Genomic DNA, 13,887 nt, shown 5'->3' on the forward strand with positions numbered 1-13,887 from the left:
TTATTCTGCACTCTCCTCAGACTCAGCAGGATCAACTGCAGCTGCAGGTTCTTCAGCAGCAATCTCCTCTGCAGAATGTCCTGCGATCTCTGCTAAATCCTCTTCCTCATGTTTACCTGGAAGGATCTTAACCTTTCCGTGATATAACTCGTCAATTGCGATAGAAAGAGGTTTCTTGCCTTTAACATTATCTGCCAACGGCTTTGCACCGCCGATCAGCTGACGCGCACGCTTGCTTGTAGCAAGAATCAGGGAATAACGGCTGTTGAGCACCATGCTCTCATCGTCGTCCTCATTGTTGGTATTGATTGCTTCGATTAACTCAGAATAAGATGGATGGATCATATATATACTCCTTTCAAAAATTGTGATTATTGTTATAATTTTTATAAAGATTCGCAGCTTCAAACTGTATTTTCGCGAATAAAGTTGCAAATCAATATTTCATTTTATGGCAGTTTCATCTGCTCTTTATTTGGATTATTCTTCCACAAACTTTGCTGCCTGTGCCTGGATCTCATGGATAAAACCAAGGTTTCGCCTCATGGCGAAATGTTCGCTCTGAATAATATTATGAAGCCTGTCTACAGCATCCTCCAGCTGGTCATTCACCAGCAGATAGTCGTACTCGTCAACTCCTTCTGCCTCCTGTGCAGCTCTTGCAAGACGCTGGTGGATCACTTCCGCAGTCTCAGTGCCTCTTCCAACAAGACGCTCTTTCAGTTCCTCCATGGAGGGCGCTGTTACAAATACCAGCACAGCTTCCGGGAATTTCTTCTTGATCTTGCGGGCTCCCTGAATCTCGATCTCCAGGATCACATCCCGGCCTGCTGACAACTGCTCCTCCACATAAGCCTTAGGTGTGCCGTAGTAATTCTCCACGTACCGGGCATATTCGATCAGCTGATCCTGACGGATCATTTCCTCAAATTCTTCTTTTGTGCGGAAAAAGTATTCTCTTCCGTCTTCTTCCCCTGGTCTGGGGTTTCTGGTGGTGGCAGATACAGACAATGCGTAATTGTCGTACTTCGCCATCAGGCTTTTCATAATGGTGCCTTTTCCTGCTCCGGAAAATCCGGAAACAACTGCCAAAACTCCTCTACTCATGGCCCTCTCCCTTATTTTCTATAACTTCTGCAAATCTGCGAGCGATCGTGTCCGGCTGGATCGCAGATAATATCAGAATGTGGTCTGAAGTAACGATCACGGACTTGGTCTTTCTTCCCTGAGTGGCATCCACAAGGGAATTGGAACCCTTCACACTCTGAACCATTCGTTTCACCGGAGCGGCATCCGGGTTTACCACAGCTACGATTTTCTGGGAATTCACCACATTGCCGAATCCGATATTGATTAATTTTGCCATGTTTTCACCCTTCTGTCAATAAGGAAAGCTTACGTCTTTGATTCTCTAGTACATCGCTTCGTAAATAACTATACCAATCACGTAGGATGTGGATTCGAGTGTGCAGGTATAAAAACGCAGGTGTAGCGGGCTACGCCGAGGCTTTTATACCTGTGCAATCGGATTCACAGACAAGTGAGTGGTATAGTTATTTCGAAAACGATGTACTAGGTTACTCCACATTCTGAACCTGTTCTCTGATCTTCTCAATCTCTGTCTTCAGATCAATTGCTATATTGGAGATAATCAGATCACTTGATTTCGACAAAATGGTATTTGCCTCACGGTTCATCTCCTGTGCCATAAAATCAAGCTTGCGTCCGATGCCTTCCTTCTCCTCCAGCATCTTCTTCATTCCCTGGATATGGCTGTGGAGACGAACAGTCTCCTCATCGTTGCAGATCTTGTCGGAGAACAGGACAACTTCTGCTGCAATACGGGAATCTTCGATCTGAGAATCCTCCAGAAGCTCATGAACCTTGGCTTCCAGCTTCTCTCTGTAAGAATCCACAACCTCCGGAGAGCGGGCTTCTACCTGACTTACCTTCTCATCAAGAGCATCCAGCTTGGCGATCAGGTCGTTCTTCAGATTCTCTCCCTCTCTTGCACGGGACTGGGCAAATTTCTCGCAGGCCTCACGAAGCGGTGCTTCCAGAACTGCCCATAATGCGTCCTCATCTACAGACTGCTCCTCCATAGTCAGCACGTCCGGATAACGGGAAAGAGCTCCTGCCTTCACATCGTTCTCAAGGCCAAATTCCTCTGCCATCTGACGGATATATGCAAGATATTCTCCTGCAAGCTCCTTATTATACTTCAGTGCGCCACAGCTTAAGGTGTAGTCCTCATATGTGATAAACACATCCACTTTACCACGCTGCATATAGGTCTTCATAAGATTCCGGATCGCGCCCTCAAGGAAAACCAGCTTCCTTGGCATTTTGATACTCAGATCCAGATATCTGTGATTGACGGATTTTAACTCAACGGTGATTTTCCGCTCTTTTGTAATCACCTCGGCCCTTCCAAAGCCGGTCATACTTTTTATCATAGTAATCTCTTTCTTTATTTTTATTCCGAATACTGTCTGAAAAGAGTACCATTCCGCATAACAGAATCGTCTCTGATATTCAGGCAATAACTCTACGCAGGTTACCGTTCACAGTTGCCTACGCATACAGATTTATTATAGTTCATTCTAAAACCCTAGTCAAATCCTTTTTTTGCTGTTATAATAAAGTCTGCATGTCACGGTTACTGGTCACGGAGCGACCGGTAACCTGTCAACAGAAAGGAGTTTTTTATGGCTTTTGACGGAATTACCATTGCTGCAATGGTTTCTGAATTAAATAAAAATCTCTCCGGGGGACGCATTAACAAAATTGCCCAGCCGGAAAGTGACGAACTGCTGATCACCGGAAAAGGTGCAAATGGTCAGAAGCGTCTGCTTCTCTCCGCCAGCGCCTCCCTGCCTCTGATCTATTTTACAGGCAAAAACCGGATCAGCCCTTTGACTGCTCCTAATTTTTGCATGCTTCTCCGCAAGCACATCGGAAGCGCCAGGATCACTGCGATACGCCAGCCTGGTCTGGAGCGTGTTGTAGAATTTGAGCTGGAGCACCTGAACGAACTTGGTGATGTATGCCATAAGGTTCTCATTATGGAACTGATGGGAAAGCACAGCAACATTATCTTCTGTGATGATAATAATATGATCCTGGATAGTATCAAGCACGTATCCTGCAACGTAAGTTCTGTACGTGAAGTTCTGCCAGGACGTCCTTATTTCATCCCCCACACTCAGGACAAGCTGGATCCTCTTACCATTTCCAGAGAGGATTTCATGGAAAAAGTATGTGGCAGATCCAATGCTGTCTCCAAAGCTCTCTATCAGACGCTTACCGGTTTCAGCCCGGTAATGGCTCAGGAGCTTTGCTATCGCGCTTCCATTGATGGAAATGATGATGTCCAGACATTAGATGGGAATACCAGAGAGCAGCTTTATACAGAATTCACCCGTTTAATGGAACAGATCCGGAGGGAAGAATTTACCCCGGTTATTGTTTTCAAAGGGGACGAGCCGGTTGAGTACGGTGTTCTTCCTTTTTCCCAATATGGAGAAGGCTTCACCACCCGGACCTTTGAATCTGTGTCAGAGATGCTGGAAACCTATTATGCCTCCCGCGACGTGATCACCCGTATCCGTCAGAAATCTGCGGACCTCCGAAAGATCGTCCAGACTGCCCTTGACCGAAACCGAAAAAAATTAAGCCTTCAGCAGAAGCAGATGAAAGACACTGAAAAAAAGGACAAATACAAGGTTTACGGCGAATTGATCAACACCTACGGCTACGGTCTGGAAGAAGGCTGTAAATCCTTTAAGGCTGTGAACTATTATAATGGAGAAGAAATCACCATTCCTCTTGATCCTACCCTGACCCCCCAGGAGAATTCCAAGAAGTATTTCGATCGTTACGGCAAGCTGAAGCGTACCCAGGAAGCTCTGGAGGTTCAGATTGCAGATACCACCAGCGAGATCGAACATCTGGAATCCATCTCCAATGCCCTGGACATTGCCGCTGAGGAGAGCGACCTTTCCCAGATCAAGGAAGAGCTTATGGAATACGGCTATGTGAAGCGCCACTACGGAAACAAAAAAGGTGCCAAAATGCAGGTGAAATCCAAACCCTTCCATTATGTTTCCAGTGATGGCTACGATATTTATGTAGGAAAAAACAACTACCAGAATGATGAGCTGACCTTTAAATTTGCCACAGGAAATGACTGGTGGTTCCATGCCAAAAAGATGCCGGGCTCCCATGTTGTGGTAAAGACAAAAGACGGCACACTTCCGGACCGCACCTTTGAAGAAGCAGGAAATCTTGCAGCCTTTTATTCCAAGGGACGCACTGCACCAAAGGTAGAGATTGATTATCTCCAGAAAAAGAATGTGAAAAAGCCAGCTGGAGCCAAACCGGGATTTGTAGTTTATTATACAAACTATTCTCTGATGGCTTCACCAGATATTGCAGGAATCCAGCAGTTATCCTGATTGTAACAGTTTTTCCCTCTTTGCATTTTGCATACAGCTCTGAATTTGCAAAACGGCTGCTCTGCAAACCGCAAGCTGCTATCTATATACACCGGAGCCTGTTTCAAACACGCTCTGATTTAAGAACAGGAGTTATCTATGAGTATTTTAAATGTTGAACACCTTACCCACGGCTTTGGTGACAGAGCCATTTTCCATGATGTTTCCTTCCGCCTTTTAAAAGGAGAACATATTGGCCTGGTAGGCGCCAACGGAGAGGGAAAATCCACCTTCTTCAATATTGTAACTGATAAACTGATGCCAGATGAGGGCAAGATCCAGTGGGCAAAAAATGTCCGTGTAGGTTATCTGGACCAGCATTCTGTCCTCGCTCCTGGCATGACTATCCGCGACGTGCTGAAATCTGCTTTTTCCTGGCTTTTTGAACTGGAAGAACGAATGAATACCATCTGTGATTCCCTTGGTGAAGCCTCCCCGGAAGAAATGGAAGTTCTTATGGAGGAACTGGGAACTATCCAGGATACCCTGACCATGCACGACTTCTACGTAATTGATTCCAAGGTAGAAGAGGTTGCCCGGGCACTTGGTCTTCTGGATCTTGGGCTTGACCGTGATGTCACAGATCTCAGCGGCGGACAGCGTACCAAGGTGCTCCTTGCCAAGCTGCTTCTGGAGAAACCAGATATTCTTCTTCTGGATGAGCCCACCAACTATCTGGATGAAGAACACATTGCATGGCTGAAACGCTATCTTCAGGAATATGAGAATGCTTTTATCCTTATTTCCCACGATATTCCGTTTCTCAATGATGTGATCAATATCGTTTATCATATGGAAAATCAGGAGCTAAACCGTTATGTAGGCGATTATGACCACTTCCAGGAAGTCTATGAAGTGAAAAAGGCTCAATTAGAGGCAGCTTACCGCCGCCAGCAGCAGGAAATCAGCGAACTGAAGGATTTCGTTGCCAGAAACAAGGCCCGGGTTTCCACCAGAAATATGGCAATGTCCCGCCAGAAAAAGCTGGACAAAATGGACGTGATCGAACTGGCTGCCGAGAAACCAAAACCGGAGTTTCATTTCAAACAGGGACGCACCCCAGGCAAATACATCTTCGAGACAAAGGATCTTGTGATCGGATATAACGAGCCCCTTTCCCGCCCTCTCACCCTTTCCATGGAAAGAGGCCAGAAAATCGCGCTTGTAGGTGCCAACGGAATTGGAAAAACCACACTTCTGAAAAGTATTCTTGGTCTGATCCCATCATTAAAGGGAACCAGGGAATTAGGGGACAATCTGCAGATCGGATATTTTGAGCAGGAAGTAAAAGGTGACAACAAAACTACCTGTATTGATGAGATCTGGGCAGAATTCCCATCTTATACCCAGTATGAAGTCCGCTCCGCACTTGCAAAATGCGGTCTCACCACCAAACATATTGAGAGTCAGGTCCGTGTGCTTTCCGGCGGTGAGCAGGCCAAGGTCCGCCTTTGCAAGCTGGTAAACAAAGAGACAAATGTCCTTCTTCTTGACGAGCCTACCAACCACCTGGATGTGGATGCAAAAGAGGCTCTGAAGGAGGCACTAAAGGAATACCGCGGAAGTGTGCTTCTCATCTGCCATGAGCCGGAATTTTATCAGGATGTGGTTTCACAGGTGTGGGACTGCAGTAAATGGACAACTAAGATCCTGTAAATGCTATATTAAGATTATTATTTTATAAATAAAACAGCATCCAGACAGAATATACTTCTTCATAATTCTGTCTGAATGCTGTTTTTATTTCATATATAGTGATGTCACTTGCAGCAGCATGTCCATTTAGAATAATTTGTCATTCTACTATATCTCATTCTATCAGTTCACAAACTGAATGATTCCGGATACCTGCTCGTATGCACTATCCCAGTCCTGACCACTTGCCAGTCCTTTTACTTTTCCTTTGATCGTCACTCTCTTGGAAGCTGCATATCCGGAAGCATCTGCCTTGATTCCCTTATTGGTTGTGAAGTCATGCGTACCCCAGATCTTATCTGCATAATATTTGCCGTCAGCCTTCAATTCAATATTGCTGAATGTGGCATTTACAGAATCTCCGTTTAATCTTGCAGAACCATCTACGCGAAGATAGACAGTTGTGTTTGCAAGACTGCTGTTTTTAACTGTTTTGGCAAGTTTGCCGTTGATGTAGCAGCTGCAGGTTCCGTCTTTTTTCACAGTCAGCATTACATGGTAAGTCTTATCTCTGGCCGCTTTCTGAACCCAGATATAATTCTGACCGCCTGCACCATTGTGGGCTACATTCTCGATCATGAACCATGCCTTACCTGTATAGGGAGCTCTTGCATGCTTGTCATACTGGATACCAAAGCTTACTGCAGAGGTCGCCGTGCAGGCAACCAGCTTCGCATGGTAACCGGAACCGGAACCAGAAAGTACCATATCCGTTTCAATGGTATATTCGGAAGCTGTATTTGCAACAGTGGAACCTGTTGCCGTGGTATTTCCGCCGGCAGTATCCGGTTTCGTTGTGGTTGGCACCTCATAAACAATTTTCAGTCCTTTTTTGTTATAGGAACTTACTTTCTTTCCTTTGTAGGCTTTTACTGTGTAGTAGTATGTAGTTCCACTCTTCACTTTTTTATCTGTGTAAGATGTTTTGGAACCGCCTTTCACAGTTTTGATTTTTTTCCAGGAACTATTTTCTGTCTTACGCATAACATAGTAGCCGGAAGCGCCTTTACTCTTTTTCCAGGTAATTTTAACACTTTTGTTTACACGTACCACCTTGGAAAGCTTCGGTGCTTTTAATGCTGCTGCCTGAACTGCCTCTGCTTTTCCAAATGAATAAACCGGAAATACAAGCATAAAAGCAAGTAAAAACAGCATAATCTTTTTGATTGTTTTTCTGTTCATAATATTCCTCCTTCTTTCCTCATATGAACTTCCATCATAAAAGACGGAGAACTTCTTCAAGAAATTCTCCGTCTCATTATACTACTTATTCATCAGCAGCGTCAACCTTACTTGCCCTTGCTTCGATCTCTTTCTGCTGGATATCACCAGGAGCCTGCTCATAGCGGGCAAACTCGTAGGAGAAGTCACCACTTCCACCAGTCATGGAACGAAGATCTGTGGAATATCCATAAATCTCAAGAAGAGGAACGTCAGCTTCAATAATGGTATTTCCGTTATGATCCGGATTCATTCCAAGAACACGGCCGCGGCGCTTATTCAGATCGCCCATAACGTCACCTGTATATTTATCTGGAACTGTAACCTTCATGGAAACGATTGGCTCTAACAGTACCGGAGAAGCATCCATGAAGCCTTTCTTGAATGCAAGGATGGTAGCCATCTTAAATGCCATCTCTGAGGAATCTACCGGATGATAAGATCCATCATAAAGAGTAGCCTTTACACCAACTACCGGATATGCTGCAAGAGGTCCTTTCTGAACGCATTCCTGAAGGCCCTTCTCAACTGCCGGGAAGTAGTTCTTCGGAACTGCACCACCAACAACAACCTGCTCAAATACGTATGGAGTCTCCATATCGCCAGACGGCTCAAAACGCATCTTAACATGTCCATACTGTCCATGTCCGCCGGACTGTTTCTTATGTTTGCCTTCTACGTCAGAATTCTTGCGGATGGTCTCACGGAATGGAACCTTCGGTTTGGAAAGCTCTACATCAACTTTATAACGCTCTTTCAGCATGCTGACAATAACATCAAGATGCTGATCGCCCATACCATAGATCAGACTCTGACGGTTAGCACCATCGTTCTCAACACGAACAGTCCTGTCTTCGCTCATGATCTTGGCAAGAGCCTGGGAAATCTTATCCTCATCGCCCTTGTTCACAGCCTTAAATCTCTTATAGGTATAAGGTGTGGAAAGAATTGCTTTCGGATAAAGAACCGGATTCGCCTTGGTGGCAAGGCTGTCACCAGTCTGAACACTGACTAATTTGGCAATTGCACCGATATCACCTGCATGGAGCTCTGGAACTTCGATAGGCTTGGAACCCTGAAGAACATATAATTTGTTAAGACGCTCTTCTGTGCCTTTCTCAACATTGAGAAGAGTATCATCAGATTTAATAACACCGGAGCAAACCTTGATCAGGGAATACTTGCCAAGGAATGGATCCACGATGGATTTCCATACATATGCTGATTTTGCTTTGGCGAAATCGTAATTTGCTTCAAAAATCTCGTTGGTCTTCTGGGAAATACCGTTGCAGGAACGTTTGTCCGGGCTTGGGAAATATCCGCAGATGTCGTCCAGAAGGTTGGATACGCCGCGAAGATTGATCGGGGATCCCATGCATACCGGAACAATGCTTGCATCCTGTACATTGGCGGCAAGTGCTGCGGAAACTTCTGTAACGGAGAACTCGTCTCCCTCAAAATAACGATCCATGAATTCCTCGCTGGTCTCTGCTACAGATTCCATCAGGATATCATGATACTTCTCAAGATACTCATCCAGATAAGAAGGAATCTCGCACTCTTCCTTCTGTCCCTTGTCGATATATTTTCTTCCGGCCTGCTTCACAACGTTAACATATCCCACGAACTTGCCATCCTCACGGATCGGGAAATGCAGCGGGGCAATCTTCTTGCCATAAAGCTCGGTAAGCTGATCTACTACCTTACGGTAGCTTACATCGTCCACGTCCATATCGGTAACGAAAATCATTCGCGGAAGTTTATACTTCTCGCAGAGATTCCATGCCTTCTGGGTACCAACCTGTACCCCTGCCTTACCTGATACTACGATGATTGCTGCGTCTGCAGCGCTGACAGCTTCCTCAACTTCTCCTACGAAGTCAAAATATCCGGGAGTGTCCAGAATGTTTACCTTGTTCTTCTGCCACGGGACCGGAATCAGAGATGTAGTGATAGAGAAATGTCGTTTGATTTCTTCTTTATCATAATCACTGACTGTATTGCCATCTTCTACACGGCCTAAACGGTTGGTCAAGCCGGCAAGATATGCCATTGCTTCTGCCAGAGTTGTCTTTCCAGCACCGCCGTGTCCTAACAGCACTACATTTCTGATTCGGTCAGTTCTAAAAACGTCCATATGTAATACCTCCCTGTTTGTCTAATATGTTCATATTTTACTAAATATTCAGAAGAATTTCAAGTATTTTCTGGGATTTTGACGGTCTTTTTTCAAAAAAGTTTAGATTATTTTGTCATTTCTGTAGGAATTGACAATTTGCGAGGAATCTCGTACAATATCATAAGATAATTTTTCACTTTAACGAAGGAAAGGAAACGACATTATATTATGAAGACAATCGGTTTTATCGGTCTCGGTCTGATCGGCGGCTCTATCGCCAAGGCCATCCGGAAGTACCATCCGGATTTCCACATTCTGGCCTATAACCGCAGTAAGGAAGCACTTGCCTCTGCCATCAGCACCGGCATTATAGATGGTGTCTGTGAGGAAATGAAGGATCCACGCTTTGGATCCTGTGATTATGTATTTTTATGTGCTCCGGTAGAGATCAACCTGGAGTGCCTTGCATATCTGAAAGAGATCCGCCAGCCAGGCTGCATTATCACAGATGTGGGAAGTGTAAAGGGAATCATCCATCAGAAGGTGGAGGAGCTGGGAATGACAGACTGCTTTATCGGCGGTCACCCTATGGCCGGTTCTGAGAAAACCGGTTTCGACCATTCCAACGAGCGCATTCTGGAAAATGCATACTATATTCTTACCCCGGGTGGGGAAGTGGGACTGGAATATATTTCAGATTTTACAGAGCTGATCAGTTCTCTTGGTGCTATCCCTATGGTGCTTACAGCTGAAGAGCATGATTTTATTACAGCAGGTGTAAGCCATCTGCCCCATATTATTGCTTCCGCCCTTGTAAATCTGGTAAAAACTCTGGACAACGATGCCGAATATATGAAGACCATCGCAGCAGGCGGTTTCCGCGATATTACAAGGATTGCCTCCTCCTCTCCCGTTATGTGGCAGCAGATCTGCATGGAAAACCATGAGAACATTTCCAATGTTCTGGACGACTACATCCGCATGCTGATCCAGATCCGCTGTTCTGTAGACAACTGTGCTACAGATGGGAAGGAGGCAGATGCTATTTATCAGATGTTTGCAAGCTCCAGGGATTACCGTGATTCCATTGATGTTGTGGATAATGGTCCTATCCGCAAGGCTTATGTGCTTTATCTGGATATTGCAGATGAGGCCGGCGGAATCGCTACCATTGCCACCATCCTTGCCATGGATAAGATCAGCATTAAAAACATCGGCATCATCCACAACCGCGAATTCGAGCAGGGCGTTCTGAAAATCGAATTTTATGAAGAAGACGCTATGGAACGGGCCATTGCACTTTTGAAAAAGCGCAATTATATTGTTTATGAGCGATAACCTGCGCACCGGCAGTTGTTTATTGGATACATCACAATTAATTTTTCATACAAACTCTGTATCAATACAGCAAATATGAAGTAACCGCCATATTGACTCGTCTAATTCTTTATAAGTAATATAGCCGATACTCGTTTTTGCTGTATGAAACTTTATATTTAAGGAACGATTATTATGGAAATAAAAAAACTTACAAATCTCCACGGAGAACTTACAGTCCCAGGCGACAAATCCATCTCCCACCGTGCCGTCATGTTCGGTTCCCTTGCCAAAGGAACCACAAAGATCACCCATTTTCTGGAAGGAGCTGACTGCCTTTCCACCATCTCCTGTTTCCGCAAAATGGGCATTGATATTGAGAATAACAGCGGAGAAATCCTGGTTCATGGAAAAGGACTCCACGGATTATCTGCCCCTGTTGATATTCTGGATGTTGGAAACAGTGGCACAACTACCCGCCTGATTTCCGGTATTCTTGCAGGACAAAATTTTGTATCGGAGCTTACCGGCGATGACTCTATCCAGAGCCGTCCCATGAAACGGATCATGACGCCTCTCCTTTCCATGGGCGCTGATATTGCAAGCATAAAGGGAAATAACTGTGTTCCCCTTCGGATCACAGGTCATCCTCTGAAGGCCATTCACTATGATTCCCCAGTTGCTTCTGCTCAGGTAAAATCCTGTGTACTTCTGGCAGGAATGTATTCTGACGGAATTACCAGCGTCACCGAACCGGTTCTTTCCAGGAACCATACAGAAATCATGTTAAACTATTTTGGAGCTCGTGTAACTTCTGAGGGAACTACCGCTTCCATTGCTCCGGAACCATCTCTTTTTGCCAGAGAAATTACAGTACCTGGGGATATTTCTTCTGCTGCTTATTTCATCGCTGCCGGACTTCTGGTGCCAGGCAGTGAGATTCTTCTGAAGAATGTGGGAATCAATCCCACAAGAGACGGACTGCTCCGTGTGTGTAAGGACATGGGCGCAGACATTACCCTGCTAAATGTTAATATGGATGGAGAACCTACTGCTGACCTTCTTGTCCGCGCCAGTTCTCTTCATGGTACAACAGTGGGCGGGGAAATCATTCCGACTCTTATTGACGAGATTCCGATGATTGCAGTTATGGCGGCTTTCGCAGAGGGAACTACTGTGATCAAGGATGCAAAAGAACTTAAAGTAAAAGAATCAGACCGTATTCTGGTTATGGCAGAGAATCTTTCCCGCATGGGTGCGGACATTACACCTACAGATGACGGCATGATCATTCATGGGGGAAAACCACTGCATGGGGCAGAGATTGACTCTTACCTGGATCACAGAGTGGCTATGTCCTTCGCTGTTGCCGGACTGCTCTGTGATGGACCACTCTCTATTAAGGGGTGGGACTGTGTGAAGATTTCTTATCCGGAATTTTATGAGGATCTGTATAGGTTAGGGGAATAATCTAAACCTCAGGAACTTAAATGAGAACATTTTTCGTTACTGTGAACGGAGTGAGCAGTAACCATTTTTCCATTTAGGTTCCTGTTTTTTTGCCTGTTTAGATGTACATTCCTATTATTTTATGTTAAATAATAGTCAATGTTAGTTTAGTGCAACTGTCATACTTTGCCAGATTATATGCTTGTATTTTCTTTTTAAATATACATATTGCACATTTTACCATGTATTAATTTCTGTGCAATTTTAAAATTCGTTTTAATCTCATTTCTATATTGATATTCTTTTAACGATTTCGACGAAGTTAAAAAACTTTCCGTTTTCCTCTTTTTTTCTTCAAAAAAATAACGTATAATCCCACTGTAAGTTGAGGAACACTAAAACAAACAAAGCGAAGGTGAACAGCCCAGACAAAAGAGCGGCTGCCACAAGAAAGGAGCCAGAAATAATGAAAATTTTATTTTACGGAACCAAAAATTATGACGAGCAGTTTTTTGAAAAACTTTTACCTGAATTTCCAGATATTAAGATTAAATTTATTGAAGCAAATATCCATGAGGAGACCGCTTCTCTTGCAAAAGGTTATGAAGCCATCTGTGCTTTTGTAAATGCAGACCTTGGCGCTCCTGTTATTGAAGAATTACATCAGCAGGGTGTAAAACTGATCCTTATGCGCTGCGCTGGTTACAATAACGTGGATCTTAAGACAGCCCACAAATATGGCATGAAAGTTCTGCGTGTACCAGGTTACTCTCCCGAGGCTGTTGCAGAGCACGCAATGGCGCTGGCGCTTACAGCTAACCGTCACACTCACAAGGCTTACATCAAATGCCGTGAGAACAACTTTACTTTAAGCGGTCTTATGGGCGTGAACCTTTACAAGAAAACAGCTGGTATTATCGGTACTGGTAAAATTGGTCAGGCTATGGCAAGAATCTGCAAGGGATTTGGAATGCGGGTCATTGCATATGATCTTTTCCCAAACAAGAATCTTGACTTCCTGGAATACGTTTCTCTTGATGAGTTGCTGGCTACCAGTGATCTGATCAGCCTGCACTGCCCGCTTACTGACGAAACCAAACATATTATCAACGAAAAGACAATTGCCCAGATGAAGGACGGAGTTATCCTTGTAAACACTTCCCGTGGCGGTCTTATCAAGACGGAGGATCTGATTTCCGGTATCCGTGACCACAAGTTCTTCGCAGTTGGTCTGGATGTTTATGAGGAGGAATCTGATTACGTATTCGAGGATCTGTCTGAGAGCATCATGCAGACTTCCTTGATCCAGAGGCTTCTCTCCTTCCCGAACGTAACCATGACCTCCCATCAGGGATTCTTTACAGAAGAAGCGCTCACTAACATTGCAGAGACAACTATGGAGAATGCGCAGGCTTATATCAATGGAGATGAGCTGAAGAACGAGGTTCTCTCATAATTCATAAATCACTATAGAAAATACGGTGTTTCAATGCATAGGTATTGAAACACCGTTTTGCTATTTAGTGTGTTGAAAGTTGTTCAAGGCGGACGCATTCGGACAATGGTGATTGCTCACTCGCCGGCGCAACG

11 protein-coding genes are annotated in these 13,887 nt (G+C 44.6%); 5 read left to right on the forward strand and 6 right to left on the reverse strand.

Annotated elements, in window-relative coordinates:
• The 4 genes from rpoZ to AB5706_RS04945 all read right to left on the reverse strand — a co-directional run bounded on the left by rpoZ (position 1) and on the right by AB5706_RS04945 (position 2,456).
• A complete protein-coding gene (gene rpoZ, locus AB5706_RS04930) occupies positions 1-345 on the reverse strand; it encodes a DNA-directed RNA polymerase subunit omega (RefSeq protein ID WP_118578015.1) in 345 nt (114 codons plus the stop codon).
• Between the two features lie 135 nt (positions 346-480).
• Positions 481-1,107, reverse strand: coding sequence for a guanylate kinase (gmk, locus tag AB5706_RS04935; RefSeq protein WP_173772474.1), 627 nt, complete (start codon positions 1,105-1,107; stop codon positions 481-483).
• Entirely contained in the window at positions 1,100-1,366 is a 267-nt protein-coding gene (locus AB5706_RS04940; protein ID WP_118578014.1) for an extracellular matrix/biofilm biosynthesis regulator RemA family protein, read from the reverse strand. The genes gmk and AB5706_RS04940 overlap by 8 nt, the downstream gene beginning before the upstream one ends.
• Positions 1,367-1,577: 211 nt before the next feature.
• The gene (locus AB5706_RS04945; protein ID WP_148461967.1) at positions 1,578-2,456 is read right to left on the reverse strand and encodes a YicC/YloC family endoribonuclease; all 879 of its coding nucleotides are present in this window, start codon (positions 2,454-2,456) and stop codon (positions 1,578-1,580) included.
• Positions 2,457-2,708: 252 nt separating this feature from the next.
• Between AB5706_RS04945 and AB5706_RS04950 the strand changes: the two genes are divergently transcribed.
• Both AB5706_RS04950 and AB5706_RS04955 read left to right on the forward strand, forming a co-directional pair.
• Positions 2,709-4,457, forward strand: coding sequence for an Rqc2 family fibronectin-binding protein (locus AB5706_RS04950; RefSeq protein ID WP_173772476.1), 1,749 nt, complete (start codon positions 2,709-2,711; stop codon positions 4,455-4,457).
• A gap of 138 nt (positions 4,458-4,595) precedes the next feature.
• Complete coding sequence (locus tag AB5706_RS04955; protein WP_173772478.1) at positions 4,596-6,152, forward strand: ABC-F family ATP-binding cassette domain-containing protein; 1,557 nt, start codon at positions 4,596-4,598, stop codon at positions 6,150-6,152.
• Between the two features lie 162 nt (positions 6,153-6,314).
• Here the strand turns inward: AB5706_RS04955 and AB5706_RS04960 are convergent, their stop codons facing one another.
• Positions 6,315-7,373 (reverse strand): hypothetical protein, encoded by a 1,059-nt coding sequence (locus AB5706_RS04960; protein ID WP_368365914.1) that lies wholly within the window; start codon positions 7,371-7,373, stop codon positions 6,315-6,317.
• Between the two features lie 85 nt (positions 7,374-7,458).
• The gene (locus tag AB5706_RS04965) at positions 7,459-9,549 is read right to left on the reverse strand and encodes an elongation factor G (RefSeq protein ID WP_118578841.1); all 2,091 of its coding nucleotides are present in this window, start codon (positions 9,547-9,549) and stop codon (positions 7,459-7,461) included.
• 210 nt (positions 9,550-9,759) lie between these two features.
• On the opposite strand from AB5706_RS04965, the gene AB5706_RS04970 reads away from it, so the two are divergent.
• The 3 genes from AB5706_RS04970 to AB5706_RS04980 all read left to right on the forward strand — a co-directional run bounded on the left by AB5706_RS04970 (position 9,760) and on the right by AB5706_RS04980 (position 13,753).
• A complete protein-coding gene (locus tag AB5706_RS04970) occupies positions 9,760-10,869 on the forward strand; it encodes a prephenate dehydrogenase (RefSeq protein WP_173772482.1) in 1,110 nt (369 codons plus the stop codon).
• Between the two features lie 174 nt (positions 10,870-11,043).
• Complete coding sequence (gene aroA / locus AB5706_RS04975; protein ID WP_173772484.1) at positions 11,044-12,318, forward strand: 3-phosphoshikimate 1-carboxyvinyltransferase; 1,275 nt, start codon at positions 11,044-11,046, stop codon at positions 12,316-12,318.
• A 445-nt stretch (positions 12,319-12,763) separates the two neighbouring features.
• Positions 12,764-13,753 (forward strand): 2-hydroxyacid dehydrogenase, encoded by a 990-nt coding sequence (locus tag AB5706_RS04980; protein WP_118578845.1) that lies wholly within the window; start codon positions 12,764-12,766, stop codon positions 13,751-13,753.
• Positions 13,754-13,887 lie beyond the last annotated feature (134 nt).

This window comes from Ruminococcus sp. RTP21484sp1_RTP21277st1_D2_RTP21277_210401, assembly GCF_040924225.1.
Classification (GTDB): Bacteria; Bacillota; Clostridia; order Lachnospirales; family Lachnospiraceae; genus Blautia_A; species Blautia_A faecis.